21 protein-coding genes and 1 pseudogene are annotated in these 26215 nt (G+C 66.8%); 17 read left to right on the top strand and 5 right to left on the bottom strand.

Annotated elements, in window-relative coordinates; all coding sequences use genetic code 11:
* Positions 1 to 2 precede the first annotated feature (2 nt).
* The 8 genes from U0L91_RS01210 (at position 3) to U0L91_RS01175 (ending at position 11392) form a co-directional block, all read left to right on the top strand.
* Positions 3 to 2273 carry an alpha-galactosidase gene (locus U0L91_RS01210; protein ID WP_330044180.1) on the top strand — a complete coding sequence of 757 codons (2271 nt, stop codon included), beginning with the start codon at positions 3 to 5 and terminating at the stop codon, positions 2271 to 2273.
* A 575-nt stretch (positions 2274 to 2848) separates the two neighbouring features.
* Entirely contained in the window at positions 2849 to 5422 is a 2574-nt protein-coding gene (locus U0L91_RS01205; RefSeq protein ID WP_330044178.1) for an FAD-dependent oxidoreductase, read from the top strand.
* Between the two features lie 70 nt (positions 5423 to 5492).
* A complete protein-coding gene (locus U0L91_RS01200; protein WP_330044176.1) occupies positions 5493 to 6419 on the top strand; it encodes an ABC transporter substrate-binding protein in 927 nt (308 codons plus the stop codon).
* Entirely contained in the window at positions 6382 to 7404 is a 1023-nt protein-coding gene (locus U0L91_RS01195; RefSeq protein WP_330044174.1) for a FecCD family ABC transporter permease, read from the top strand. The genes U0L91_RS01200 and U0L91_RS01195 overlap by 38 nt, the downstream gene beginning before the upstream one ends.
* Positions 7397 to 8173 (top strand): ABC transporter ATP-binding protein, encoded by a 777-nt coding sequence (locus tag U0L91_RS01190; protein ID WP_330044172.1) that lies wholly within the window; start codon positions 7397 to 7399, stop codon positions 8171 to 8173. Before U0L91_RS01195 ends, U0L91_RS01190 begins: the two co-directional genes overlap by 8 nt.
* The gene (gene cobA / locus U0L91_RS01185; RefSeq protein WP_330044171.1) at positions 8173 to 9477 is read left to right on the top strand and encodes a uroporphyrinogen-III C-methyltransferase; all 1305 of its coding nucleotides are present in this window, start codon (positions 8173 to 8175) and stop codon (positions 9475 to 9477) included. The genes U0L91_RS01190 and cobA overlap by 1 nt, the downstream gene beginning before the upstream one ends.
* A 66-nt stretch (positions 9478 to 9543) precedes the next feature.
* Entirely contained in the window at positions 9544 to 9966 is a 423-nt protein-coding gene (locus tag U0L91_RS01180) for a MarR family winged helix-turn-helix transcriptional regulator (protein ID WP_330044169.1), read from the top strand.
* A gap of 79 nt (positions 9967 to 10045) precedes the next feature.
* Complete coding sequence (locus tag U0L91_RS01175; protein WP_330044167.1) at positions 10046 to 11392, top strand: MATE family efflux transporter; 1347 nt, start codon at positions 10046 to 10048, stop codon at positions 11390 to 11392.
* Between the two features lie 43 nt (positions 11393 to 11435).
* On the opposite strand, the gene U0L91_RS01170 is transcribed toward U0L91_RS01175, so the two are convergent.
* The gene (locus U0L91_RS01170; RefSeq protein WP_330044165.1) at positions 11436 to 12032 is read right to left on the bottom strand and encodes a TetR/AcrR family transcriptional regulator; all 597 of its coding nucleotides are present in this window, start codon (positions 12030 to 12032) and stop codon (positions 11436 to 11438) included.
* A 228-nt stretch (positions 12033 to 12260) separates the two neighbouring features.
* Here U0L91_RS01170 and U0L91_RS01165 point away from each other — a divergent pair, with 228 nt between their 5' ends.
* Genes U0L91_RS01165 through U0L91_RS01145 form a run of 5 tightly spaced genes read left to right on the top strand, consistent with a single transcriptional unit; the run spans position 12261 to position 19435 of the window.
* On the top strand, positions 12261 to 13208 hold the full coding sequence (locus tag U0L91_RS01165; RefSeq protein ID WP_330044163.1) for a flavodoxin family protein: 948 nt from the start codon (positions 12261 to 12263) through the stop codon (positions 13206 to 13208).
* Positions 13209 to 13245: 37 nt separating this feature from the next.
* Entirely contained in the window at positions 13246 to 15369 is a 2124-nt protein-coding gene (locus U0L91_RS01160; RefSeq protein ID WP_330044161.1) for an FAD-dependent oxidoreductase, read from the top strand.
* Positions 15366 to 18101, top strand: coding sequence for an FAD-dependent oxidoreductase (locus tag U0L91_RS01155; RefSeq protein WP_330044159.1), 2736 nt, complete (start codon positions 15366 to 15368; stop codon positions 18099 to 18101). Before U0L91_RS01160 ends, U0L91_RS01155 begins: the two co-directional genes overlap by 4 nt.
* A 12-nt stretch (positions 18102 to 18113) precedes the next feature.
* Positions 18114 to 18644: a DUF1097 domain-containing protein gene (locus U0L91_RS01150; RefSeq protein ID WP_330044157.1), complete on the top strand. Its 531-nt coding sequence runs from the start codon at positions 18114 to 18116 to the stop codon at positions 18642 to 18644.
* Positions 18641 to 19435, top strand: coding sequence for a DAPG hydrolase family protein (locus tag U0L91_RS01145; protein ID WP_330044156.1), 795 nt, complete (start codon positions 18641 to 18643; stop codon positions 19433 to 19435). Before U0L91_RS01150 ends, U0L91_RS01145 begins: the two co-directional genes overlap by 4 nt.
* Before the next feature lie 81 nt (positions 19436 to 19516).
* Here the strand turns inward: U0L91_RS01145 and U0L91_RS01140 are convergent, their stop codons facing one another.
* On the bottom strand, positions 19517 to 20548 hold the full coding sequence (locus tag U0L91_RS01140; protein ID WP_330044154.1) for a YeiH family protein: 1032 nt from the start codon (positions 20546 to 20548) through the stop codon (positions 19517 to 19519).
* Between the two features lie 121 nt (positions 20549 to 20669).
* Here U0L91_RS01140 and U0L91_RS01135 point away from each other — a divergent pair, with 121 nt between their 5' ends.
* Entirely contained in the window at positions 20670 to 21530 is an 861-nt protein-coding gene (locus U0L91_RS01135) for a LysR family transcriptional regulator (RefSeq protein ID WP_330044152.1), read from the top strand.
* A gap of 3 nt (positions 21531 to 21533) precedes the next feature.
* Here U0L91_RS01135 and U0L91_RS01130 read toward each other — a convergent pair whose 3' ends face one another.
* The gene (locus U0L91_RS01130; protein WP_330044150.1) at positions 21534 to 22034 is read right to left on the bottom strand and encodes an HD domain-containing protein; all 501 of its coding nucleotides are present in this window, start codon (positions 22032 to 22034) and stop codon (positions 21534 to 21536) included.
* Between the two features lie 209 nt (positions 22035 to 22243).
* Between U0L91_RS01130 and U0L91_RS01125 the strand changes: the two genes are divergently transcribed.
* A complete protein-coding gene (locus U0L91_RS01125) occupies positions 22244 to 22879 on the top strand; it encodes a bifunctional 4-hydroxy-2-oxoglutarate aldolase/2-dehydro-3-deoxy-phosphogluconate aldolase (RefSeq protein ID WP_330044148.1) in 636 nt (211 codons plus the stop codon).
* Between the two features lie 63 nt (positions 22880 to 22942).
* On the opposite strand, the gene U0L91_RS01120 is transcribed toward U0L91_RS01125, so the two are convergent.
* Complete coding sequence (locus tag U0L91_RS01120) at positions 22943 to 24304, bottom strand: MATE family efflux transporter (RefSeq protein ID WP_330044146.1); 1362 nt, start codon at positions 24302 to 24304, stop codon at positions 22943 to 22945.
* A gap of 93 nt (positions 24305 to 24397) precedes the next feature.
* Between U0L91_RS01120 and U0L91_RS01115 the strand changes: the two genes are divergently transcribed.
* Both U0L91_RS01115 and U0L91_RS01110 read left to right on the top strand, forming a co-directional pair.
* Positions 24398 to 25183 (top strand): MurR/RpiR family transcriptional regulator, encoded by a 786-nt coding sequence (locus tag U0L91_RS01115; protein ID WP_330044145.1) that lies wholly within the window; start codon positions 24398 to 24400, stop codon positions 25181 to 25183.
* Between the two features lie 91 nt (positions 25184 to 25274).
* Positions 25275 to 25958 carry an MBL fold metallo-hydrolase gene (locus U0L91_RS01110; protein ID WP_330044143.1) on the top strand — a complete coding sequence of 228 codons (684 nt, stop codon included), beginning with the start codon at positions 25275 to 25277 and terminating at the stop codon, positions 25956 to 25958.
* A gap of 65 nt (positions 25959 to 26023) precedes the next feature.
* On the opposite strand, the pseudogene U0L91_RS01105 reads toward U0L91_RS01110, so the two are convergent.
* Positions 26024 to 26215, bottom strand: a pseudogene (locus U0L91_RS01105) (carbohydrate kinase family protein); the annotation flags it as partial.

Raw genomic sequence — 26215 nt, 5'->3', positions numbered from 1 at the left:
CTATGGCCATTCAGTTTGATCCCGGCACGCGTACCTTCGTTCTGCGTACCCGGAACACCACCTACCAGATGCAGGTGGACGGGCGCGGACGACTGCTGCACCTGTACTACGGCCGTGCTATCGGGACCGGAGATCTGGTGGGCCTCTACCCGCCCGCCGATCACGGGTTTTCGCCGGACTGGTATCCCTTCCGGCTGATGCGGGGCGTGTCGCCCGACGTGCTGCCGCTGGAATACACCGGCTTCAATGTCGGTGATTTCCGCCTTTGCTGTGTGATTGCCCGCGACGCAAACGGCGCCGCCGGCGCGGACTTCCTGTATGAAAGCCATGAGATCCTGCCCGGCAAATATTCGCTGGCAGGTCTGCCCGCCGCCCACGACGAGGACAACGAGGCCGAAACCCTCTGCATCCGGCTGCGCGACCCGATCAACGGCCTGGAGCTGACGCTGTTCTACGGCGTCTTTGCCGATCAGGACGTGATCACCCGGGCCGCCCGGCTGACCAACGGCGGCGCCGGCGTCATCCGGCTTGAGAAAGCCGCCTCGCTGTGTCTCGACCTGCCGTTCGGCCGGTGGGACCTGATCCACTTCCACGGCCGCCATGCGATGGAGCGCCAGATGCAGCGGGTGCCGCTGTCCAACGACATCCAGACGGTCTCCTCGACGCGCGGCGCGTCGAGCCATCACCACAACCCCTTCGTGATTCTCTGCGACCATCAGGCCACCGAGGAGCACGGCCTGTGCTACGGCGTCATGCCGGTCTATTCGGGCAGCCACCGCACCGACATCGAGGTGGACCAGAACGGTCTGGTCCGCCTGGTCAGCGGCATCCAGGACCAGGGATTCTCCTGGACGCTGGAGCCCGGCGCGCAGTTTGATGCGCCGGAGGTGCTGCTGGCCTGCTCGGCGGACGGCCTGGGGGCGCTGTCGCGGATCTATCATCGCTTCCTGCGCCGCAACATCTGCCGCGGCCAGTTCCGCTTTGCGCGGCGCCCGGTGCTCATCAACAACTGGGAAGCCACCTACTTTGATTTCAACACCGAAAAGATCTGCCATATCGCCGAGAAGGCGGCTGCCCTGGGCGTCGAGATGCTCGTGCTGGACGACGGCTGGTTCGGCAAGCGGGACGACGACAACAGCGGCCTGGGTGACTGGTATGTCAACGAGAACAAGCTGCCCGGCGGCCTGCGCCCGCTGATTGCGCGGATCAATGCGCTGGGCATGAAGTTCGGCATCTGGATTGAGCCCGAGATGGTCAGCGAGGATTCCGACCTGTACCGGGCGCATCCCGACTGGGCGCTGGCGCTGCCCGGCCGTGCCCCCGCCATGGGCCGCAACCAGCTGGTGCTGGACCTGGGCCGGCCGGAGGTCGTGGACTATCTGGCCGAGCGCATCCGCACGCTGCTGCGCGACAATCCGATCAACTATGTCAAGTGGGACATGAACCGCAACATGTCCGACGTATACAGCCGGGTGCTGCCGCCCGACCGCCAGGGCGAGGCGGCCCACCGGTATATGCTGGGCGTCTACCGCCTGCTGGAGACGCTGACTGGCGAGTTCCCCGACGTGCTGTTCGAGGGCTGCGCGGGCGGCGGCGGCCGGTTTGACGCCGGCATGCTGGCCTACTTCCCGCAGATCTGGTGCAGCGACGACACCGACGCCATCGAGCGGCTGACCATCCAGTACGGCACCTCCTTCGGGTATCCGGTGTCGGCGATGGGCGCCCATGTGTCGGCCTGCCCCAACCACCAGACCGGCCGCTCCACCCCGCTGTGGACCCGCGCGGTGGTGGCGATGTCCGGCACCTTCGGCTATGAGCTGGACCTGAACCGCCTGAGCGAGGAGGAAGCCGCCGAGGTCACGGCCCAGATCGAGACCTTCAAGCGCGATTACCGTCTGATTCAGGACGGCGACTATTACCGCCTGACCGACCCCGCCGAGGAACCCCGCTTTGTGGCGTGGGAGTTCGCGGCGCCGGACCAGGCGCTGATCAACCTGGTCGTCACCCACCCCGAGGCCAACGCCCGGCCGCTGCATCTCTGGCTGCGCGGGCTGGACCCCGATGCCCTGTACCGGGTGGAACGGCTGGACCTGCACGGCTGTGCACGGGTCTGCGACGAGACGGTGCCGGAGGAAACGCCGGCCCGTCTGGGCGCCGTGTTCAGCGGCAGCACACTGATGTATGCAGGCTACACCCTGCCGCAGCTGTTCGGGGATTATCCCAGCGTACAGATGCACCTTGTCCGCCTGGCGGACGCGGCAGCGCGGGCCTGATGCACCGCGCGGCCGGCCGGATCTCCCCTTCCTCCGGCTGACCGCCATTTCTGAGGGTATGGATTTGGATGATGAGGTCAGAAGGCCGCAGTGCGATGCGGTGAATGTGCAGAAGGGGGCCGCTCCGGCCTGCGGGCCGGGGCGGCGGACCGGGTTTTCTCACGGAAGGGCCGGTGCCCTTCCCGTCCGGCATCGGGGGGTGACCCCGGGCAGGGGGGGATTTCCCCCGAACCCCTGCCCGGGACACCCCGCGATGTCCCGATTTGCCGCCGGAACAGCGCGTCTTTTCCGGTGCCTGTCAAGCCAGGACCGCGGTGCCGCACGGCGCCGCTCCCCCTTTTGCTGCCAGTGGCTCTGCCGCACCATAAGGTTTTCCCCCTGTACCCGGCACCCGTTGCGGGTGTCGGGTATCTTTTTTTGCGCAGGGTTCTCTTTTTGGGGGATTTCCGTTGCGTTTTGCCGGGCATTGCAGTATCATAAAGTCAGAATTCCGAAAGGGTTCCCGTTCGGCGGCGGGAACCGCGGACCGCAGCTGCGGGGTGCCGCCGGCCCCACCCATCTTCAGGAGGATTCGTATGAAAATCATTGTCATCGGCGGCGTGGCCGCCGGTACCAAGGCGGCCGCCAAGCTCAAGCGTGAGATGCCCGGCGCCGAGGTGGTCATCTACACCAAGGGCCACGACATCTCCTATGCCGGCTGCGGCCTGCCCTACTATGTGGGCGGCAGCATCGAGAGCCGGGACGACCTGATTGTCAACACCCCGCAGAAGTATGCGGGCCTGACCGGCGTGCAGGTGTTCACCGGCCGGGAGGCTGTGGCGCTGGACGCCGCCGCCCACACCGTGACGCTGCGCGACACCGAGACCGGCGCCGAGAGCGGCGAGACCTACGACAAGCTGATTCTGGCCGTTGGCGCCGAGCCCTTTGTGCCCAATGTGCCGGGCACCGCGCTGCCCGGCGTTTTCCCGATGCGCACCCCTGACGATGCCATCCACACCCGCGCCTGGATCGAGCAGAACAACTGCCGCCGCGCCGTCGTCGTGGGCGGCGGCTTCATCGGCCTCGAGGTGGCGGAAAACCTGATGGCCAAGGGCCTGACGGTCACCGTCGTGGACATGGCTCCCCAGCTGATGCCCAACATCTTTGACCCCGAAATGGCGGACTATGCCCGCCGCCGTCTGACCGCCGCCGGCATGCGCATCCTGACCGGCACCGCGCTCAAGGGCATCAACGGCACCGACCGTGCGACCGGCATTGCGACCGATACCGGCGACATCCCCGCCGACCTCGTCGTGCTGGCCATCGGCATCCGTCCGGCCACCGGTTTCTTGCAGAACAGCGGGCTGGACCTCTTCAAGGGCACGATCCGGGTGGACGAGAAGCAGAAGACCAACCTGCCGGACATCTATGCGGTGGGCGACTGCGCGATGGTGCACAACCAGCTGACCGGCGCGCCGCAGTGGTCCGCGATGGGCTCCACCGCCAACCTGACGGGCCGCTGCCTGGCCCGCAGCCTGGCCGGCCACGAGGACGCCGTCTACGGCGGCTGCCTGGGCACCGGCGTTGTGCGTCTGGCCGAGGACCTCAACGGCGGCCGCACCGGCCTGACCGAGGCCCAGGCCCGCGACGCCGGGTTTGATCCGGTGTCGGTGGTCTGCGTGACCGACGACAAGGCGCACTACTACCCGGGCGCGGACAGCTTTGTGACCAAGCTGATCGCCGACCGTTCCACCCACCGCCTGCTGGGCATCCAGGTGTTCGGCGCCGGCGCGGTGGACAAGATGGTGGACATCGCGGTGACCGGCATTGCGACGGGCGCCCGGCTGGAAACCTTCGACACGCTGGACTTTGCCTATGCGCCGCCCTTCTCGACGGCGATCCATCCCTTTGTGCAGGCCTGCTATATCCTCGAGAACAAGCTCGCCGGCGCGTTTGAGACCTTCACCCCGGCCCAGTACGCCGCCGGCGAGGCCGCGGGCTACGAGGTGCTGGATGTCCAGCCCGAGCCCAAGCTGCCCGGCGCGCGGTGGATCAACCTCTCCCAGGTCCACGGACCCATCGAGGGGCTGGCCCCCGACGCCAAGCTGCTGCTGGTCTGCGCCAAGGGCAAGCGCGGCTACTTCCTGCAGAACCGGCTGAAGTCCTTCGGCTACACCAACACCCGGGTGCTGGAGGGCGGCGCCTTCTTCAACAAGGTCAAGGTGCCCGTCAAGTCGGTGCTGACCCCCGAGGAGATCAAGCGGGTCAAGGGTCTGGGCTGCCTGCAGGACAAGCGGTATCCCGACGTCTTCAACGTCCGCGTCATCACCCGCAACGGCAAGATCACGGCGCAGGAACAGCGCGCCATCACCGAAGCCGCCGAGCGGTACGGCTCGGGCGAGGTCACGATGACCACCCGTCTGACGCTGGAAATCCAGGGTGTTCCCTACGCCAAGCTGGATGACCTGATGGAGGATCTGAACCGCGCCGGCCTGCAGACCGGCGGCACCGGATCGCTGGTGCGTCCGGTGGTGTCCTGCAAGGGCACGACCTGCCAGTACGGCCTGCTGGATTCCTTCGGCCTGAGCGAGAAGATCCACGAGCGGTTCTATCTGGGCTACCACAACGTCACGCTGCCGCACAAGTTCAAGATTGCGGTGGGCGGCTGCCCGAACAACTGCGTCAAGCCCGACCTGAACGACCTGGGCATTGTGGGCCAGCGCGTCCCGATGCCGGACCTGTCCAAGTGCCGCGGCTGCACCAAGTGCCAGGTCGAGCAGAACTGCCCGATCCACGTTGCCAAGCTGGAGGGCGGCGTGCTGCACATCGACCCCGACGCCTGCAACCACTGCGGACGCTGCCGCAGCAAGTGCCCGTTCGGCGTGACCGAGGAGTTCCAGGACGGCTACCGCATCTACATCGGCGGCCGCTGGGGCAAGCGGATTGCGCACGGCCATCCGCTGGACAAGATCTTCACCTCCGAGGAGGAGGTTCTCGACGTGGTGGAGCGCGCCATCCTGTTCTTCCGCAGCGAAGGCATCACCGGCGAGCGCTTTGCCGATACCATCGACCGTCTGGGCTTTGACTATGTCCAGGACAAGCTGCTGACCGCGCCGATGGACAAATCTGCCGCCTTGAAGAAGAAGGTCGTGGGCGGCGCGACCTGCTGAGTTCCCTGTATCTGCCGGACCGCCGGGCGGTTTTGCCCGGCGGCCCGTTTTTTGTGTGAAAGGAATTGCCATGAAACGACTGTTCATTCTCGCCGCCGCCCTGCTGATGCTGGCGGGCTGCGGCACCGGCACGGCGGCCGGCAGCACGGGGTCGGTGACCATTGTGGACGACCTGGGCCGCACCGTGACGCTGGACCCGCCCACCCGGGTGGCCGCGCTGATCGGCAGCTTTGCCGACATCTGGTGCCTGGCCGGCGGGTCGGACACCCTGACCGCCGCCGCCAACGACGCCTGGACCTCCTTTGACGGGCTGCCCCTTGACGGGGTGGTGAACCTGGGCGCCACCAAGGAAGTGAGCCTGGAAACGCTGATTGCCAGCGAGCCGGACCTCGTGCTGGCCAGCTGCAACACCGAGGCCGACCTGGACCTGAAACCCACGCTGGAACAGATGGGCATTCCGGTGGCCTATTTCCAGGTCAGCACCTTTGAGGAATACCTGTCCATGCTGGACCGCTGCACCCAGCTGACCGGCGACCGCGACGCCTACGAGGAAAACGGCGAGAAGGTCCGCGACCAGGTCGAGGCCGCCAAGGCCCGGGCGGACGGCAGCCGGCCGTCGGTGCTGTACATCCGGGTATCGGGTTCGGGCTGCAAGGTCAAGAACAGCCAGAACAACGTCCTGGGCGAGATGCTGGCCGCGCTGGACTGCCGCAACATTGCGGACAGCAACACCGGCCTGCTGGAGGACCTGAGCTTTGAGGTCATTCTGCAGGAGGACCCCGACTACCTGTTCCTCGTCTACCAGAGCGCCGACCCGTCGGTGGCGGCCGAGGTGGCGGACCGGATGCTGCGGGACAACCCGGCCTGGAACTCGCTGCGCGCCGTCCAGGAAGGGCACTGCTATGTGCTGGACCAGAAACTCTACAATCTCAAACCGAACGCGCGCTGGGGGCAGGCCTATGAAGAACTGGCGGACATTCTGTACCCGGCCTCGTAACCATCCGGCGGCCGCCGTGGCGGTGCTGGCGGTGCTGGCGGCGGTGCTTGCGGCGCTGAGCCTCTGTCTGGGTGCCGTCGAGGTCACGCCCGCCGAGGCGCTGGACGCCCTGACCGGCCACGGTGCGGACAGCGTGTCGGCCCGCATTGTGCTGTATTCCCGGCTGCCCCGCACCTGCGGCAGCCTGCTGGCCGGGGCCGCGCTGGCGGTGGCCGGCGTGCTGATCCAGACCGTGCTGGCCAACCCGCTGGCGGCGCCCCACATCATCGGCGTCAACGCGGGCGCCGGCCTGGCCGTGACGCTCTGCTGCGCGCTGGCCCCGATGACCTCGCTGCAGCCGGTGGCGGCGTTCGGCGGCGCAATGGCCGGCGTGCTGCTCGTGCTGCTGTTTGCCGAGAGCACCGGCGCGTCCCGGCTGACCCTTGTGCTGGCCGGCGTGGCGATTTCCAACCTCTTCACGGCGCTGATCGACGCCGTCACGACGATCTGGCCGGATGCGCTGCTCGGCTATGCGGATTTCCGGATGGGCGGGCTGGCCGGCGTCACGATGGCGCGGCTGGGCCTGCCGGCCCTGCTGATCGCCGCGGCGCTGGCGGCGTCCGTCGCGCTGGCCGGGCAGCTGGACATTCTGGCCCTCGGCCCCGAGACCGCCCAGAGCCTGGGCCTGTCGGTCCGGCCGATGCGGCTGGTCTTTCTGGGCCTGGCCGCGGCGCTGGCCGGCGCGGCCGTGAGCTTCTGCGGGCTGGTGGGCTTTGTGGGGCTGCTGGTCCCCCACGCGGTGCGCGCCGTCGTCGGCGAGGAGAGCCGGCCGCTGCTGGTCTGCTCGGCGCTCGGCGGGGCGGGGTTCCTGACCCTCTGCGACCTGCTGGCCCGGACGGTCGCCGCCCCCTTCGAGCTGCCGGTCGGCACGGTGCTGAGCATCGTGGGCGGGCCCTTCTTCCTGTGGCTGCTCGTCTGCAACCGAGGAGGTCGTACCCATGATTGAACTGCATGATGTGGACGCCGGCTACCGGGGCCGCCCGGTGCTGCACGGCGTCTGCCTGGATTTCCGTCCCGGCCAGGTGCTGGCCCTCGTGGGGCCCAACGGCAGCGGCAAGAGCACGCTGCTGCGCGCCGCGCTGGGGCTGATCCCCTGCACCGGCGGAACGGTGCTCTACGACGGGGTGCCGCTCGACCGGCTGACGCCCCGCCAGGTGGCGCTGCAGGCGGCCTTTCTGTCCCAGAACCGCACGGCGCCGCGCATCACGGCCCGCCGGATGGTGCTGCACGGCCGGTTCCCCCATCTGGGATTTCCCCGCCGCTACCGGCGCGAGGATTTCCGCCTGGTCGAGCAGGCCCTGACCGCCGCGGATGCCGTCGATCTGGCCGACCGGCCCGTCAACGAGCTGAGCGGCGGCCAGCGGCAGAAGATCTATCTGGCGATGGCGATTGCCCAGCAGACCCCCACCATCCTGATGGATGAGCCGACGACCTTTCTGGACATTGCGCACCAGCTCGGCGTCATGGAGCTGGCCCGCCGCCTGGCCGACGAGGGCAAGGCAGTCGTGCTGGTGCTCCACGACCTGCCGCTGGCGCTGAGCAGCGCCGACCGGCTGGCGGTATTGCAGAACGGGCGGCTGGTCCGGACCGGCACCCCCGAGGAAATTTATCAGAGCGGCGTGCTGGAACCGGTGTTCGGCGTCCGGCAGGAGCGCGCCGCCGCACCGGACGGCTGGCGGTATTTCTGCCGCCTGCCCCGAAAGGAGGAACGCTGATGGCCTGGTTTCCGTTTTTTGTCGAGCTGGACGGCGCGCCGGGGCTGCTGGTCGGCGGCGGCACGGTGGCGCTGCGCAAGGCCGAGAAGCTGCTGGCCTACGGTCCGCGGCTGACCGTCGTGGCGCCGCAGATCTGCGGCGAGCTGGCCGCCCTCGAGGGCCCGGTGTTCTGCCGCCGTCCGTTTGAGGAGCGCGACCTCGAAGGCCCGCCCCGCTTTGTGGTGGCCGCCACCGACGACCGGGCGCTCAACCACCGGATTGCCGCGCTCTGCCGCGAGCGGCGCATCCCCGTCAACGTCGTGGATGACCCGGAGGCGTGCAGCTTTTTCTTTCCGGCGCTGCTGCTGCGCGGCAAGCTGTCGGCGGGGATCTCCACCCAGGGCGCCAGCCCCACGGCGGCGGCCTGGCTGCGCGACCGGCTGGACGCCTTGCTGCCCGCCGGGATCGAGGCCATGCTGGACCGGCTGGACCGGTGCCGGGCGCGGCTGCGCACCGAGTGCCCCGACAGCCGGGAGCGCGCCGACCGCAACCGCCGCGCCCTCGAGCTGGAGCTGGCCCTGCCCGATGCCCCGGCCCCCGCGCCGGGTCCCGGGCGGGTGGCGCTGGTGGGGGCGGGCTGCGGGCGCGCCGACCTGATCACGGTGCGGGGCCTGCGGCTGCTGCGGCAGTGCCGGGCGCTCGTCTACGATGATCTGATCGACCCGGCGCTGCTCGACCAGGCCCCCGCCGAGGCGCGGCGGCTCTACATGGGCAAGCGCAGCGGCCGGCACGCCGCCGCCCAGCAGGAGATCAACGCCCTGCTGATCGACCTGGCCCGGCAGGGCGGTCTGGTGGTGCGGCTCAAGGGGGGCGACCCCTATGTGTTCGGCCGCGGCGGCGAGGAGGCGCTGGCCCTGCAGCAGGCGGGCATTCCGTTTGAGGTGGTGCCCGGCATCTCGTCGGCCATTGCGATTCCGGCCGAGGGCGGCATCCCGGTGACCCACCGCGGCCTGAGCCGGGAGGTCCACATCATCACGGCCCACACCGGCACCGGCGATGCCCCCGATTACCGCCGCTATGCGTCACTGCAGGGCACGCTGGTCTTTCTGATGGGGCTGGAACGGCTGCCCCGCCTGGCCGACGACCTGCTGGCGGGCGGCATGGCCCCCGACACCCCCGCCGCCGTACTGAGCGGCGGCAACGCGCCGCACCCCGCCGCCCTGCGCGCCCCGCTGGACCGGATCGCCCGCGCGGCCCGCGACGCCGGCATCGAGGCCCCCGCCGTCATCGTTGTCGGCCCCACCGCCGCACTGGATCTGCGGTGACCGCGCCCCCCTTGACAGGCGGGGGTGGGCGGGGTATACTTAGGCTGCTAAGTATCGGAGGTTCCCATGCAACACGATCAACACGCTGCCCGGTATGTGAGCAAGCTGTCCAACAAGCTGCGCCGCAGGATTGACGCCTTCTCGTCCCGGGACCACATGAGCGGGTCCCAGGGCAAGGTGCTGCATTTTCTGCTGGCGCAGCGCGGCGATATCTTCCAGAAGGACATCGAGGAGGAGTACAGCCTGCGCCCGTCCACGGCCAGCGAACTGCTGAAATCGATGGAGCGCAACGGCCTGATCCGCCGCGAGGCCCTGCCCGGCGATGCGCGCAAAAAGCGCATCATCGTCAGCGACAAGGCCCAGTGCTACCGGCAGGAGGTCATGGCCGACATCGAGAACCTCGAGGAGGAACTGACCCGGGGCATTTCCGCCGAGGATATGGCGGTGTTTTTCCGGGTCATCCGCCGGATGCTTTCCAATCTTTCCTGAATCTGCGGGCTGCCGGTCTCTGGCCGGCGGCCTTCTTTCGGGGCAAATTCTTAGGAAACTAACAATCAGGAGGGGTTCCATGAACCAGACAAGCGTTGATTACCTCAACGGCAGACTTTTTCCGATGATTCTGCGGTTTTCCATCCCGGCAGCGGTGTCGCTGCTCATCACGGCGGTGTACAACATTGTGGACCGGATGTTCGTGGGCAATTTCGTCGGCACCTCGGCGCTGGCGGGGCTGTCGGTCTGCTTTCCGCTCTCCTACATGATGATGGCCTTCGGGCTGATGTGCAGCGCCGGCGGGTCCACCTTTTTCAGTCTGTTCTCGGGCCAGAAGGCATACGACCGGATGAACCGGGCCTTCGGCAATGCGATGGTCCTCGTCTGCGGGTTCGAGGTGCTGCTGAGCGTCTTTCTGCTGCTCCTGCCCGACCCGATGCTGCAGCTCTTCGGCGTGACCGAGACCTCCTACCCGTTTGCGCTGACCTACTACCGGATCGTGGCGCTCGGATGCGTGTTCCAGGGGCTGTCCCAGCTGTTCTGCGACTTTGTGCGGGTGTCCGGCAAGCCGGTGCTGGGCATGTGCGTGACCGGCATCGGCGCCGTGACCAACCTGCTGCTGGACGCGCTGTTCATCATCGTCTTTCACTGGGGCGTGGCCGGTGCGGCGGCCGCGACGGTGATCGGGCAGATCCTGTCGGCGGCGTTCGGGGCGTTCCTGGTCTTTTCGGGCCGGACCCAGGTGCAGGTGTCGGCGCCGATCTTCCGCCCCGAACGGCGGCTCTGCCTGCGCATCCTCTCCTGCGGGTTCGCCTTCTGGGTGGCCCAGATCGCGATGGCCTTCATCAGCCTCGTGTACAACAGCCAGCTGGGCCGGTACGGCGGCGACATCGCCATCAGCGTCTATGCGGTGGTGTCCAGCATCATGACCTTTGTCATCATGCCGGCCAGCGGCATCAGCCAGGGCATCCAGCCGATTCTGGGCAACAACTACGGGTCGGGGCATCCGCGCCGCGTCATGCAGACCTTCTGGCTGGCCACCGGGCTGTCCGTCGGGGTGACCTGCGTGATCTGGGTGCTGGTGCTGCTCTTCCCGCGGCAGATTCTGGCGGCCTTCGGCGGCACCGAGGAGATGTTCGCCATCGGTGTGACGGGGCTGCGCATCAACTTCTGCATCACGCCGGTGCTCGGCTTTGTGATGCTCGCCACCACCTTCTTCCAGTCCATCAACCGGCCGGTGCCGTCGGTGCTGATCTCGCTGCTGCGGCAGGTGGTGTTCCTCGTGCCGTTCCTCTATCTGCTGCCCCTGGTGCTGGACATCAACGGCATCTTCTTTGCCCAGCCGATCAGCGATCTGCTGGCCACGGGGCTTTCGCTGGGGCTGATCCTGCGCGAACAGCGCCGGATGACCGCACCGCATCGCTGACAGCCGACAGGGCCGGAACCCGTTTTGGGTTCCGGCCCTGTTTTCATTTCATGAGTTCCCGGAAGGTGCGGAACATGCCCTGCTTCATGTTGCGGTTCATCAGCTCCTGGACCTCGGCGGCGGTGACCTGGTCCTCGTAGCGCAGCCACCAGCGCACCATCGTCATCATGTCGGAGGCAAACAGCCGGGCATAGAGGTCGGCATACAGCGTGGGGCCTTCCGGCGGGGTGGGCAGCGTTTCCAGGATCGCATCGTGGACGACCTGGACCATCCGGCCGAACACCCCCTGCTCCAGCGGGATGCTCCAGAGCATGATGTACTCCTCGCGGTGCTTGTAGAGAAAGCGCAGGACGGTCTCGAAGTTTTTCTGGTAGATCAGGTGGTGAATCCGGTCCGGCGAGGCGTTGACAAACGCCACATTGACCTGGCGGCGGAAGGCGTCCAGCGTGCGCTGGAGGTAGCGTTCCATCAGGTCGTATTTGCTCTGATAGTACTTGTAGAAGGTGGAACGGTTGATGAGTGCGGCACGGCACAGCTGTTCCACCGTGATTTTTTCAAAGGGGGTTTCGGCCAGACATTCCAGCAGCGCCCTGTCAATCTGGCGGAGCGTCTTGACAACCCGGAGATCCGTCTGGGGCATGGCCTTCGCCTTCCTTTCCGCTGTTTTCCGACGTTTTTTGAGATAAACAACACCCGGGCCGGTTTTGTTGGATAAGCAGCAAAATCCCGAATGTTGATGATAGTCACGCGGCACCGTGATTGTTAAAATGATAGCAAAGCGTTTTGTGCCTTCTTGTGTTGTTTCCATTGTATCACATTTGAGGGCGGCGCACAATTTCACACCGAAAAAAGGAGAGGTTTGTTGAGTATGGCATACAAGGTTATGGGCATCGCCGCCGGGCGGAAAAACGGCAACAGTGAGATTCTGCTCAAGGAGGCGCTGACCGTCTGCGAGGCGCAGGGCGCCGAGGTGACGATGATCAATCTGCGGGACTTCCATCTGCTGGACTGCACGGGCTGCACGGCCTGCACCAAGGCGATGTCCCAGGGCAAGCACATCGGCTGCACGCTGGACGGCAAGGACGACAAGAAGAAGATCATGGACGTGATGCTCGATCAGGACGCAGTGATCTTCTCGGTTCCCACCTACGACCTGATGCCCGCCTCGGCTTACCTGACCTTTGCGCACCGCAGCCTGAGCTATGAGACCTCCTTCCTGGAGACGATCGGCGCCATCGAGCACCGCGACCGGGTGGCGGGGCTGATCTCGGTGGGCGGTTCGACCCGCGCGTGGCAGTCCATGGCGCTGGAAGGGCTGCAGGCCACGATGTTCACCACCGACATGAAGGTGGTGGATATGCTGCTGGCCACCCGGGTCCCGGCGCCGGGCCAGTGCCTGCTGGACGACAAGCTGATGGCCCGCGCCCGCACGCTGGGCGAGCACATCATGCAGGCGGTGGCCACCCCCGCCGAGCAGCGCGGCTGGCTGGGCGAGGAGGACATGGGCTGGTGCCCGAACTGCCACAGCAACGCTCTGGTGCTGGGCGAGATGCAGTGGGACGGGGTGCACTATCCCGTCGAGTGCCAGGTCTGCGGTGCGGGCGGCACGCTGGAACAGACCGCCGACGGCAAGTGGAAGTTCGTCATCCAGAAGAACGGCCTGCTCAAGGACCGCACGACGGTGGCGGGCCGCGCCAAGCACCTGGAGGAGATCGCCCAGACCCAGGGCGGCTTCTTCTCGGACCCCGAGAAGGTCAAGCTGGTGCAGCAGCGCAAGGCCGCCTATGCCGCCAAGACCTTCAAGGGCATTGACTGAGTGTCCGTTGCCATCCCATCAGAAAGGAGAATGTTCGATGCGCGTTGCCATTGAGATTGACGGCAAACCGCTGCAGGTGGACTCCGGGCTGAACGTGCTGGAAGCCGCGCTGCAAAACGGAATCTACATCCCGCATCTCTGCCATCACCCCGACCTGCCCGACATCGGTTCCTGCCGGCTGTGCATTGTGGAGGTTGACGGGGAGGAGGGCGTCCGGCCCGCCTGCAAGCTGACGGTGCGGGACGGCATGAAGATCACGACGGACAGCCCCCGCATTGCGCCGCTGCGCAAGCTGGCGATGGAGCTGCTGCTGGCGGCCCATCCCGAGGACTGTTCGACCTGCCCCAAGTACGGCCGCTGCGAACTGCAGACGCTGATCCAGTACATGGGCGTTTCCGCCACCCGGATGCACACCCGGGTCAAGGGCTTTGCCCAGAACGACCGCAATCCGCTCTTTCTGCACGATATGAACCGCTGCGTGCTGTGCGGGCGGTGCGTGCGGGCCTGCGGCGATCTGCGCGGCGTGGGCGTTCTGCAGTACAACAAGAAGGATCTGGAAACCTATGTGGGCACCCTGCAGGACCGTCTGCTCAAGGACAGCGGCTGCCGGTTCTGCGGTGCCTGCGCCGAGGTCTGCCCGACCGGCACGATCCGGGATCTGCTGGAGTATTCTCCCGTCGAGAAGAAGGATACCCTGATCCCCTGCCAGGCCACCTGCCCGGCCCGCACCGAGGTGCCGCGGTATGTGCGGTACGTCAAGGAGGGAAAGTTCAGCGAGGCGCTGGCCGTCGTGCATGAGAAGCTGCCCTTCCCCGAATGTCTGGGCCATGTCTGCGCCCACCCGTGTGAGAGCCAGTGCCGCCGCGGTGAGGTCAACGAGCCGGTGTCCATCCGCAACATCAAGCGGTATGCCGCCGAGCACGGCAGCAACGAGCTGTGGAAGCGCAACAGCAAGCATCTGCCCGCCACCGGCAAGCGGGTCTGCGTCGTGGGCGGCGGTCCCGCCGGCATGACGGCGGCCTACTATCTGGCCAAGCAGGGCCACGCCGTGACCCTCAAGGAGGCCTATCCGACGCTGGGCGGTCAGATGGCCTACGGCATCCCGTCCTACCGGCTGCCGCGGGATGTCGTGGCGAAGGAGGCCGGGTATCTGAACGACGCCGGCGTCCAGGTCGAGACCGGCTGCCGCGTGACGGATTTTGTGGGTCTGCGGCAGGACTATGACGCCGTGCTGCTGGCGCTGGGCACCCACAAGGGGGTCCGGCTGCCCATCCCGGGCAGTGATCTGCCGGGGGTGCTCGTCAACAGCGATTTCCTGCGCGACGCCGCGATGGGCCGCCCCACCGGCATCGGCAGGCGGGTCATCGTGCTGGGCGGCGGCAACGTGGCCTTTGACTGCGCCCGCACCGCCCGCCGTCTGGGCGCCGAGGAGATTGACCTGGCCTGCCTGGAAGCCCGCGACAAGATGACGGCCGACGAGGAGGAGATCGCCCAGGCTCAGGAGGAGGGCATCCGGATTCACCCCGCCCACACCTTTGAGGCGATTGTCGGCACCGACCGCGCCGAGGGCGTGCGGTTCTGCCGGGTCAAGTCCTTCACCTTTGACGAGAACCGCCGCGCCATCATCGAGAAGGAGGAGAACTCCGACTATGTCATCGGGGCCGACACGGTGATCTTTGCGACGGGGCAGCGCACCGACATCACGCCCGAGGCGGGGCTGGAGCTGGGCCGCGGCAACTCGATCGCCGTGCAGCCGGGCAGCTGCCGCACCAGCGTGGCGGGCATCTATGCCTGCGGCGATGCGGTCTACGGCACCCGCACGGTCATCCAGGCGGTGGCCGCCGGCCGGGATGCCGCCTCCGAGATGGACCGCGCGCTGGGCGGCGACGGCGACATCAGCGAGGTACTGGCCCCGGTCGAGGAGCCGGATGCCCGCATCGGCAAGGTCGAGGGCTTTGCCGGTCTGCCGCGCGCCGCGGAACAGTTTGTGGAGCCCGAGGCGCGGGAACACACCTTTGCCCCGATCAGCGCGGGCCTGTGCGACAGCGAGGTCTGCGGCGAAGCGGGCCGCTGCCTGCAATGTGATCTGCGGTTCCGCATCACCGGGCACCGGCTGTGGAGCGATTACATCCAGGAAGGAAAGGAGGACGCCGCACAATGAGCCTTCTGCAAAACAATACCGAAGCGCTGAACCGGCTGCGCGGGCTGGACAAGGCCGCGCTGGAAGCGCGGTTCGGCTGCTGGGCGGGCGCACCCCGGGTGGTGGGCGCCCTGTACAATGCCGACACCGACGGCATGAAGAACATCCTGCTGCACGCCAACCCCGCCGGGGTGGTGGCCGGGCTGAAGATTGCGGCCCTGCTGACCGGCGCCGCCGACGCGGTGCTCGTCGTGCGGGAGGAATTTGACACCCAGGAACTGCTGGCCGACGCCGGCATCGTGGACCTGCCGCTGACCGTGACCCGGGCCGCGCTGGTCAACAAGATGGCCTATCCGGGCGCCCGGCTGCTGGCGCTGGACGAGCTGGCCGCGCTGGCCGACCGGCTGCTGGGCCGCGAACCCGGCGTGCTGGTGGCGCTGGACGGCGAGCTGCCCGCCGAGGAGGACCCGGCCCGCCCGGTGACCGAGTGGGTCGGGGCGTGCCGCGGCGTGCTGGCCGGCCACCGGCTGTACAGTGCCGCCGGGCTGGCGGGGCTGTCCCTGGGGGAGGTGGCCGGGCGTTCCGGCGTGCTGCACCGCCTGACCGAGTCCCACTGCCCCGTGCACGAGGCGCAGACCCAGCTGGCCGCGCTGCGGCGCCAGAGCTGCGGCAAATGCACCTTCTGCCGGGAGGGGCTGTATCAGCTCAGCTGCCTGCTGGAGGATGTGGCCGCCGGCCGCGCCAAAGCCGGCGATCTGGCGCTGGCCAGGGAGATCGGCACGGCGATGACCACCTCCTGCAACTGCACGCTGGGCGAGGAGGCCGCGCTGCCCGTGCTGACCGCGCTGGACGCTTTTGAGAGCGAGGTCGAGGCCCATGTCCGCCGCAAGGCGTGTGCGGCCGGCGCCTGCCTGGCGCTGACTCAGTTCTATGTGGACCCCGCGCTCTGCCGGGGCAGCGGCGCCTGCGTGGACGCCTGCCCGGCCCGCTGCATCGAGGGCGGCCCGGGCCTTGTGGCCGTCATTGACACCTTTGACTGCACGCGGTGCGGTCAGTGTCTGTCGGTCTGCACCGCCGGGGCCATCAAGCGCACCTCGGGCCGGCTGCCCAAGCTGCCCGACGCGCCGGTCCCCGTGAAGGGCGCCGCCCCCGCCGGACCTGCGGCCGAGGAAGTAGTCCGCCGTCCGGCCGTCCGACGCAAGCGCGTCTTTGCCGTTCCGGGCAAGGCGCAGCCCGCCCAAACCGCTGCCCCCGCCGCCGAGGCCGGGCAGTCCCAACCTGTTGAGGTGAAGATCATGAAAACCATCCAAACCGACGTTGTCATTGTGGCCGGCGGCCCTGCCGGCCTGGCCGCCGCCGTCACGGTGGGCGAACACGGCCTGAAATCCGTGATTCTGGAAAAGTCCGGCACGACGGGCGGTGCCGCCAACATGGGCATGGGCCCGCTCGGCATCGACACCAAGATCCAGCGCGCCGCCTTCAGCAACATCAGCGTTGAGAAGGCTTTGCAGATGCACATGGAATACACCCATTACCGGGTGGATGAGGACCTGGTCCAGGCCTACTTCCACAAGAGCGCCGACACCATCGAGTGGCTGCAGGAGATGGGCGTCGAGTTTGCGGGCGCCTTCCGCTACTTCAAGGAATCCGAAGCGACCTGGCACATCGTCAAGCCGGAGAACGGCGTCATCGGGCCGCGGGCCGCGGGCGCGATGGTCAAGATCCTGACCCAGCGCGCCCGGGAACTGGGCTGTGACATTCTGCTCGAGACCCCTGCGACCCGGCTGATTGTCGAGAACGGCAAGGTCTGCGGCGCTGTGGCCGTGGACAAGGACGGCAACGGCATCGAGGTCCGGGGCAAGGCGGTGCTGGTGGCGACCGGCGGCTTCGGCAACAACCCCGAGATGATCGAGAAGGAGTTCGGCCTGCACATCGGCAAGGATTATTTCCCCTTCCGAATTCCCGGCATCACCGGCGACGGCCTGAAGATGATGTGGGAGGCCGGAGCCGAGAAGTTCGGCGCCAACATTGAGGCGATCTATCAGCTGCCGGACAACCTGAACTGGTTCCTGCTGGACGCCGTGCTGCGCCAGCCCAACCTGATGATCAACCAGCTGGGCGACCGGTTCATGAACGAGGGCGACCTGGGCAACACGACCTATGCGGGCAACGCGCTGGCCCTGCAGCCCGGCAACTACGGCTACTGCATCATGGACGAGGGCATCCTGAAACAGTACAAGAAAAACGGCCCCGACATTGTGGACATTGTCCATCCCGCCGAAGCCTTCCTGGATTTTGAGGGGCAGGCCAAGCTGGCCGTTGAGCAGGGGTACGAGGCCTACTTTGAGGCCGAGACCGTCCCCGAACTGGCCGGCAAGCTCGGCATCGACGCCGACAAGCTGCAGGCCACGCTGGACGAGTACAACGCGATGTGCCGCTGCGGCGTGGACAGCCTGTTCCACAAGCCGCAGAAGTACCTGCACCCCATCACCGGCAAGGGCAAGTACCTGGTCGGCAAATACTATCTGGGCGCCTACGGTACGGTGGGCGGCGTGCGGGTCAACAAGTACTGCGAGGTGCTGAGCCCCGACCATCTGCCGATCGAGGGGCTGTACAGCGCCGGTTCGGACGCCAACACGCTGTACGGCGACAGCTACAACTTCACGCTGCCCGGCAATTCGATGGGCTTTGCGGTCAACTCCGGCCGGATGGCCGGCGAGAGCATGGCCCAGTACATTGCCGACTGCCAGTAACGGGGGCCGCCGATGAGCAGAAAAGCGGAAACCTGGACGCTGGCGCTCTGCATTGCGCTGCTGCCGCCGCTGTGGGCCGTGGCGGCGCCGTATCTGAACGTGACCACCGGCGCGGTGGCGCTGATCTGTGCGGGGCTGTGCGCCGCCAACGGCGACAAGGCCGCCGACGCGCCGCGCATCTCGGCAGGATTCCTGCTGGGGGATTTCTGGGCGTGGCTGGCGCTGGTCCTGATGGACCGGATGTCCTTTGCCCCCGACGCCGAACTGTTTGTGACGCTCTTTGTGCTGGGCGGTCTGGCCGTGCTGATCGCGGGGTCGCTGCCGCGGTGGATCTTCTGCCCCGCCTGGCTGTGCGGCTGGGCCATCGGGCTGACGGTGCTCTCCCCCGTCGGGCTGGCGCAGATCGGCTCGCTGCCGGTGCAGATCGGCGTCTCGATGCTGGCCGGCGTGTGGTATGTGGGGGTATTTCTCAACATTGTGCGGGGACGGCTGCTGCGTCTGGTGACGCGCCGCTCCCCTGACCGAAAGGAGAGGTCTGTATGAATCGCAAAGTCGGCGTCAGCCGTGAGGAGACGACGCTGCCGTACTATCACTTTTTCACCCGGCCGCTGGCCGAGGTCCCGGCCGAAAAGCTGGCCGTGCTGGCCGGCGGTCCCAGCCGCGTGCGGGCCGTCCCGTTTGCGCAGCGCAACCTCTTTCTGACCGGGCAGGACGGGGATTTCTGCCAGATCGGCTACGGTGTGGCCGAGGACGGCACCGCCTTTGTCTGCAACGAGACCTACATGCCCGGCGTGACCGGCGAGATGCTGGACTGGTGGTTCCCCTGGCACAGCGTGGGGTCCGACCTGCGCTACAAGATCTGGGACCCCGAGGACCACTACTTTGCCCGGGCCGACAACTGCGCCTATGTCTGCGACCCCGCCGTGCCGATGAACCGCAAGACCTGGGGCGTCAACCACTACATCATGGAGGATGTCGGCCCCGGACCGGAGTTCCTCAAGCTCTGTTTCAAGAGCCCGGCCGATTTCGGGTATGACACGGCGGCCGTCGGCAGCGATGTCTGCCAGGGCCTGGTCTGCGCCATCGGCGAGGGGGGCTGCCCCGCCGCCATGACCCATGTCTGGGCGCCTTACCGGGACGGCGTGCGGCTGCGCTCGCGGTTCTGGATTGGCTACGCGCTGACGGACGGCGAATTCCGCCGGATTCTGCCCGAGGGGGTCCGGGTGCCCGATGCGGTTCCCAAGGGCCTGTTTGCCCACAACATCAAGGAGTTCACCAACCTGGCCTCCCTCCTGCCCGAGCTGTGGCAGGAATGCGGCGCACTGCCGCTGTAATGCACAACGCCCCGCCGAAGGGCTGCGGTGCCGGATGCTTCCGGCATGACCGCGTCCCCCCGGCGGGGCGTTTTTTTTGGATCAGAGCAGACCTTCGAGGTGCTGCATCAGCAGGCTGGCGCAGGTGATGCCGAACCAGCAGCAGGCACCCATCAGGATGGGTTTTCCGCCGTTTCTGACCAGCTTGACAAGGTTGGTGTTGAGGCCGATGGCCGCCATGGCCAGGATGATGAAGAACTTGGACAGCTCCTTGAAGGGCTGGAAGAAGTCCGGGCTGACGCCGCCCATCGTGGCGGCCGTCGTGATGACCGAGGCCAGCACGAAGAAGAGAATGAAGAACGGGAAGATCTTGCGCAGCTCAAAGGAGCCGTTGGAGACCTTGCCGCCGCGCTTGACCTGCCAGGTGCGCCAGAAGGCCAGCACGAGGGTGATCGGGATGATGGCCAGCGTGCGGGTCAGCTTGACGATGGTGGCGTAGGCCAGCACCGAGCCGCCGGTGCCGTGCAGGGTGTCCCAGGTGGAGGCTGCCGCCGTGACCGAGGAGGTGTCGTTGATGGCGGTGCCCGCAAAGAGGCCGAAGCCCTCGTTGCTCATGCCGAGAAGGCCGCCCAGCGTGGGGAAGAAGAGCGCCGCCAGGATGTTGAAGAGGAAAATGACCGAGATGGACTGGGCGATTTCCTCATCGTCGGCGCCGATGACCGGGGCGGTGGCCGCGATGGCCGACCCGCCGCAGATCGAGGAGCCGACGCCGATCAGCACCGAGATGTTGTTGGGCATGGCCAGACGCCGGCGCAGCAGGAAGGCGATGACCAGCGAGATGGTGATGGTCGTGCAGATGATGGGCAGCGAGAGCAGCCCCACCTGGGCGATCTGGGACAGGTTGAGCCCGAAGCCCAGCAGGATGACCGCATACTGCAGAATCTTTTTGGAGGTGAAGGCGATGCCCGGGCGGAACAGGGTCTGGTCCCGCAGCACCAGCGCGACGATCATGCCCGCCAGAATGGCGAACACCGGGCCGCCCACGACGGGGAAGCGATGCCCCAGCAGCCAGCTGGGCACGGCCAGCACCAGACAGAGCAGCAGTCCGGGCAGGGTTTTCTTGATATGTTCCATGACGATCCTCTCTCTTTTCCGACATAGTTTTTGAACCGGGCTTGATTATACTCCCTGTCGGCGATAAAATAAAATGAAGAATTGTAATGGAACCATAATTTGGAATTATAGGTGATGCGGTATGCTGGACCCACGCTGGAACACGTTTCTGGTTCTGTGCGAGACGATGAACTACACCCGGGCGGCGCAGCGGCTCTGTCTGACGCAGCCGGCCGTGACCCACCACATCCAGTACCTCGAGCAGTATTACGGCTGCCGGCTGTTCTCCTACGAGGGCAAGGTGCTGCGGCTGACCGAGGCGGGGCAGCGGCTGCGGGAATACACCCGCTCAATGGCCTACAACAGCCGCCGGATCACCCGCAGCCTGGCGGCGTCCGCCCCGCCGTCGCTGCGGGTGGGCGCCTCCAAGACCATCGGGGAGTACCTGGTGGCGCCGATGGCGGCGCGGTTCCTGCGCAGCCACCCCGACGCCAACCTGTCGCTGATGGTGGACAACACCGAGATCCTGCTGCGCGCGCTGGAGGACGGCCGGCTGGACTTTGCGCTGGTCGAGGGCTTTTTTGACCGCAGCCGGTACGACACCCGGCTGTTCCGGGAGGAAGCCTTTTTCGGCGTCTGTGCGCCGGATCACCGGCTGGCGGGGCGGTCGGTGCCGCTCGCCGAGCTGGCGGGGGAACGGCTGCTGGTGCGGGAGAGCGGGTCCGGCACCCGGGCGATCCTGGAGGACGCGCTGCACCGCTGCTGCCGCACGCTGCACAGCTTTGGCCGGGTGACGACGATCAGCGACTTTGCCACCATCAAGGCACTGGCCGCCCAGGGGCTGGGGGTGTCCTTCCTGTATGCTCCGGTCGTTGAGCGGGAACTCGCCGAGGGCACGCTGGCCCGCTTCACGCTGGCCGATGCGCCGATGTCCGGTGCGTTCTATTTTGTCTGTCTGCGGGACAATCTGTTTGCCGCCTCGTGGGAGGACTGGCTGCAATAGTCCTCACGCCGGGTAGAGCAGATCGCAGAGCCGCCGCCCCGAGGCGGTGCGGAAGATGCGGTCCCGCGCATGGCGGACCGCCTGCGGCCCGGCGCCGTCCTCGTAGAGATTGACGAGAAAATCCGCCTCGACGAGAATCTGGTAGTCCGCGCCGTCCATCGCGTCATAGGTATGGTGGTGCCCCACCAGGTAACAGATCCGGTCCACGTCCGCCGCGGGCAGGCCGAGCGCTTCCAGCAGGGGGCGGGCACAGGCCGGGCCCTCCTGTTCCTGGAGCTTGCCGTCACAGCGGCCGTACTTCTGTTCCGCCGGGTGGATGCCGATGTCATGGACGACGGCGGCACATTCCAGCACCAGACGGGTGTGGTCGTCCAGTCCCTCCTGCCGGGCGATGAGCTGGGCAAAGCGGTGGACCTTGAGGAAATGCTGGATGCGTTTGGGGTCCCCGCGGTCAAATTCCAGCATGGCCTGGGTCAGGCGGTCAATGAGTTGTTCGGGCTGCATAACAATCCCTCTTTTCTGGTTTATAGGGGGGCTGGCCCCCGGTTACAGCGTACTCTGCGCGGGGGCATCTGTCAACCGGCGCGCAGATTTCCAGATTGTGGAAAAGCGTGGATTTTTCGGTCGGCCTCTGGTATGCTGTGTACAAAAATACCGCACAGCGTACTTTGCCTGCCGGGCGGAGCGCGGCGCGGCCAAGGAGGAAAACGAACATGGTAACCGATCGTTTTGAAGAGCTGGGCGTGGTGCCGGTCGTCGTTCTGAACAACGCCGACGACGCCCTGCCGCTGGCCCGGGCGCTGGTGCGGGGCGGTCTGCCCTGCGCCGAGGTGACGTTCCGCACCGATGCGGCGGAGGAATCCATCCGGCGGATGCACGAGGCCTATCCCGAGATGGTCATTGCCGCGGGCACCGTGCTGACCACCGAGAATGTGGACCGCGCCGTGGCGGCGGGGGCTTCCATCATTGTGAGCCCCGGCTTTGACCCCGAGATCGTGGACTACTGCCTCAGCAAGGGCATTGAGGTCTGCCCGGGCATCATGACCCCGTCCGAGATGGCCCAGGGCGTCAAGCGCGGCCTGACCCGGCTGAAGTTTTTCCCGGCCGAGGCGGGCGGCGGCGTGCCGATGATCCAGGCGATGTGCGCGGCCTACACCTCGGTGCGCATCATGCCGACCGGCGGCATCAACCAGAAGAATCTGGCGCAGTATCTGTCCTGTGACAAGATCTTCTGCTGCGGCGGCAGCTGGATGGTCAAGGATGCGCTGATCCGGGAAGGCCGGTTTGACAGGATTGAGGAGATGACCCGCGAAGCCGTGACGCTGGTACGGCAGATCCGGCAGGGCTGAGCGGTCTGTCCGGGGAGGAAACAGGGGCAGCGCCGGGAGGTTCCGGCGCTGCCCCTTGCGGTTTTACCGTCCGGCAAAGGCCGGGCGTCTGGTGCGGTAGATGTAGAGGGAGAACGCGACGGTCAGGACATCGGCGGCGATCTGGGACCAGACGATGCCGTACATGCCGACCCAGGCGTTGAGCAGGTAGAGCATCGGGATGTTGAAGACGGCCCACCGCACGACGCCGAGCAGCAGCGAGATCCGCCCGTTGCCGAACCCCTGGAAGAGATAGACCGTGAAGAAGCTGAGGAACATCAGCGGCGTGGCGAGGATGCGCACCCGCAGAAAGACGGTGGCGAGGGCGATGGTCGGCGCGTCGGAGAGAAAGACCCGGATGATCCAGGGGGTGAAGATCTCATACAGCAGGATGCTGGCGGCGGCCACGGCAAGCCCCACGCCGAGCGAGAGCCGGATGACCCGGTTCATCCGCTTTTCGTTGCCGGAAGCGCAGTTGTAGGCGACGAGGGGGACCATGCCCTGGCAGATGCCGATGCCGACGTTGAGGGGCAGCCGCTCCACCTTGAGCACGATGCCGATGGCCGCGAGGGCGACCTCGCTGTAGGCGACCATCAGCTTGTCGATGACGACATAGTCCAGATCAAACAGCAGGCTGGCCACCGCCGACGGGATGCCCACCGCGAACACCGCCGCGATGTTGGCGCGGCAGGGCAGCCCGTCGCGCAGGTCGGCGGTCAGCACGGTGGTGCGGCGGATGCGGTACAGGATGACGAGGAAGTACCCGCAGGCCACGCAGTTGGAGAACAGCGTCGCAATGCCGACGCCCAGGACCTGCTGGCCGTCCGGCAGCAGCAGGTACATAAAGACGGGGTCCAGCAGGATGTTGAGCACGGCGCCCAGTGTGATGCCGAGCCCTGCCTCCCGCGAGAGGCCGACGCTGCGCACGAGATGCGCCATGACGTTGGACAGCACGGTGGGCACCGCCCCGAGCACGATGACGCAGAAGGAGTACTGCCGGGCATAGAGGAAGATGGTCTCGCCGGCGCCTAGGAACCGCAGGGCCGGGCCCATGAAGCATCCCAGCCCCAGCGAGAAGGCCAGCGACAGCGCGACCGCCAGCCAGATGCTGAAGGCGCTGACCCGGCGCGCCTCCTGTTCGCTGCCGCCGCCCAGCAGGCGGGAGATCAGCGTTCCGCCGCCGATGCCCGCCAGCGACGACAGGCAGAGCAGCATATTGAAGACCGGCAGAATCAGCGACGCACCGGCCAGCATGTAGGGGTTGCCGGTGCGGCCGATGTAAAAGGTGTCGGCCATGTTGTAGATCAGCACGATGATCTGGCTGACTGCGGCCGGCACGATCATGCGGCGCAGTGCCACCGGCACCGGCAGACGTTCAAACAGTTCGTTCTGGGTTGGTTCCTTCATAACTTCCTTCCTCCCGGGGATGCGGCCCTTGTCAGGGCGGGGCCGCTGCGTGTATAATCCAATCAGGAATTACCTTTTGAAGGGGATGGGCATTTGCAGTACGGAAAACTCCTCGCGGTGCTGCTGGGCACCGTTGCCAGCGAACCGCCCGACTCGCTGGACCAGCGCATTGCGCAGTACATCATGGACCATCTCGGGGACGCCGGGGCGATCAGCATGAAGAACATCGAGCAGGCCTGCCATGTGGGCAATGCGTCCATCTCGCGGTTCTGCCGCCGCATCGGGCTGCGGGATTTCTTTGAGCTGCGCGAACTCGTGGCCGATGTGCGGTTCCAGGTCAGCGCCGACCCCGAAGGCTCCTTCGCCGAGCGGATGGCCGCCCACCGGGACGACATCCTGCACAGCCTGGACCTGGTGGTCCGCTCGCTGCCCGAAGAGCCGATCCGCAGCCTCTGCCGGGACATCCACGACCGCGACCGGGTGGGAGTGTTCGGGATGCTCAAATCCGAGACCGCCGCCCTCGTCATGCAGAACGAGATGGCCGCGCTGGGGCGCAACCTCTTCACCGTCGTGCCCCATGTGCGGCAGCTCGAGTGGATTCGCCGCGCCGGGCCGGAGGATCTGGTGATTCTGCTGAGCTACCGCGGCATCTTTTTTGACTATCTGCCGCAGCAGGACATCGGCCGGCTGCTGGCGGCGCCGCGGGTCTGCCTGATCACCGGCTCTGCGGCCCCGCCGCCGCCCGGCGTGGACACGGTGATCCGCTTTGACACGGACTTTGAGCAGCGGCGGCATCCCCACCAGATTTCCTTTGTATGCAGCACCATCGTGCGGGAATACGCCCGGATGTACGGCCTGCCCCACAGCGGCCCGGCCTGACGCCCCCGCCTACCAGTATACCGCAGCCGCGCCCCGGCGGGCAACTTTTCCAAAAACCGAAAAAACCAGTTCCTAAGAAAGGAAGGTATGTATGACACAAAAGATTCAGGATCATCTGTATCTGCTGGACGACGGCCGGGTCCGTCAGTTCCTCATCACCGGCGAGGACCGGGCCCTGCTGCTCGACACCGGCTTTGCGGACAGCCATCTGCTGCCGGCGGTGCGCGCCGTGACCGACGCGCCGCTGACCGTTCTGCTGACCCACGGCGACCCCGACCATGCCGGCGGTCTGGCGGACTTTGAGGAGGCCTGGCTGAACGAGAAGGACTGGCCGCTGGTCCAGGCCCCGGTGCGGCTGCATCCGCTGCGGGAGGGCGACACCTTCTGCTGCGGCGGTTTCCGGCTGGAAACGGTGGAGATTCCCGGCCACACCTACGGCAGCGTGGCCTTTGCGGACCGCAGCCGGCGGCTGCTGTTTGCCGGGGATTCGGTGCAGAAGGAAGGGCCGATCTACCTCTTCGGCAAGCACCGCAGCGTCTCGCTGTACCTCGAGAGCCAGCGCCGGCTGCTGACGATGGCCGGCGAGTTTGACACCGTCCTGCCCTGCCACCACGACTGCCCCATCGACCCGGTCTGGATCGGCCGCAACCTCGAGGACGCCGAGGCCCTGCAGGCGGGCCGGCTGCCCAGCGAACCCCATCCGACCCTGCCCTGCCGCGTCTATCAGGGCCGTTGGACCGCCTTTTACTGCACCGAGGAGGACCGCCTGCGCTGAGAGTCCCGATCACCGCAAAACCGCCCCCGGACTGATGTCCCGGGGGCGGTTGTTCTGTTCCGTAATTAAAGAATCGCGCGGACCTCATCCTCCGGCACGACGCTGTTGATGCCGCCGTGCGTCTGGGTCGAGAGGCTCGCCGCGCAGCAGGCAAACCGCGTCACCGCCCGCATCTCCTCGACGCTGAGCGCCTCGGGCGCCTTGCCGAGCCGCAGGAACTGGCTCATCGCACTGCCGCCGAAGATGTCCCCCGCGCC

The sequence above is a fragment of the Gemmiger sp. genome (genome assembly GCF_036306485.1).
Taxonomy (GTDB): domain Bacteria; phylum Bacillota; class Clostridia; order Oscillospirales; family Ruminococcaceae; genus Gemmiger.
Note: the sequence above shows the minus strand (reverse complement) of the source record. Positions and strands in the feature narration are given on the sequence as shown.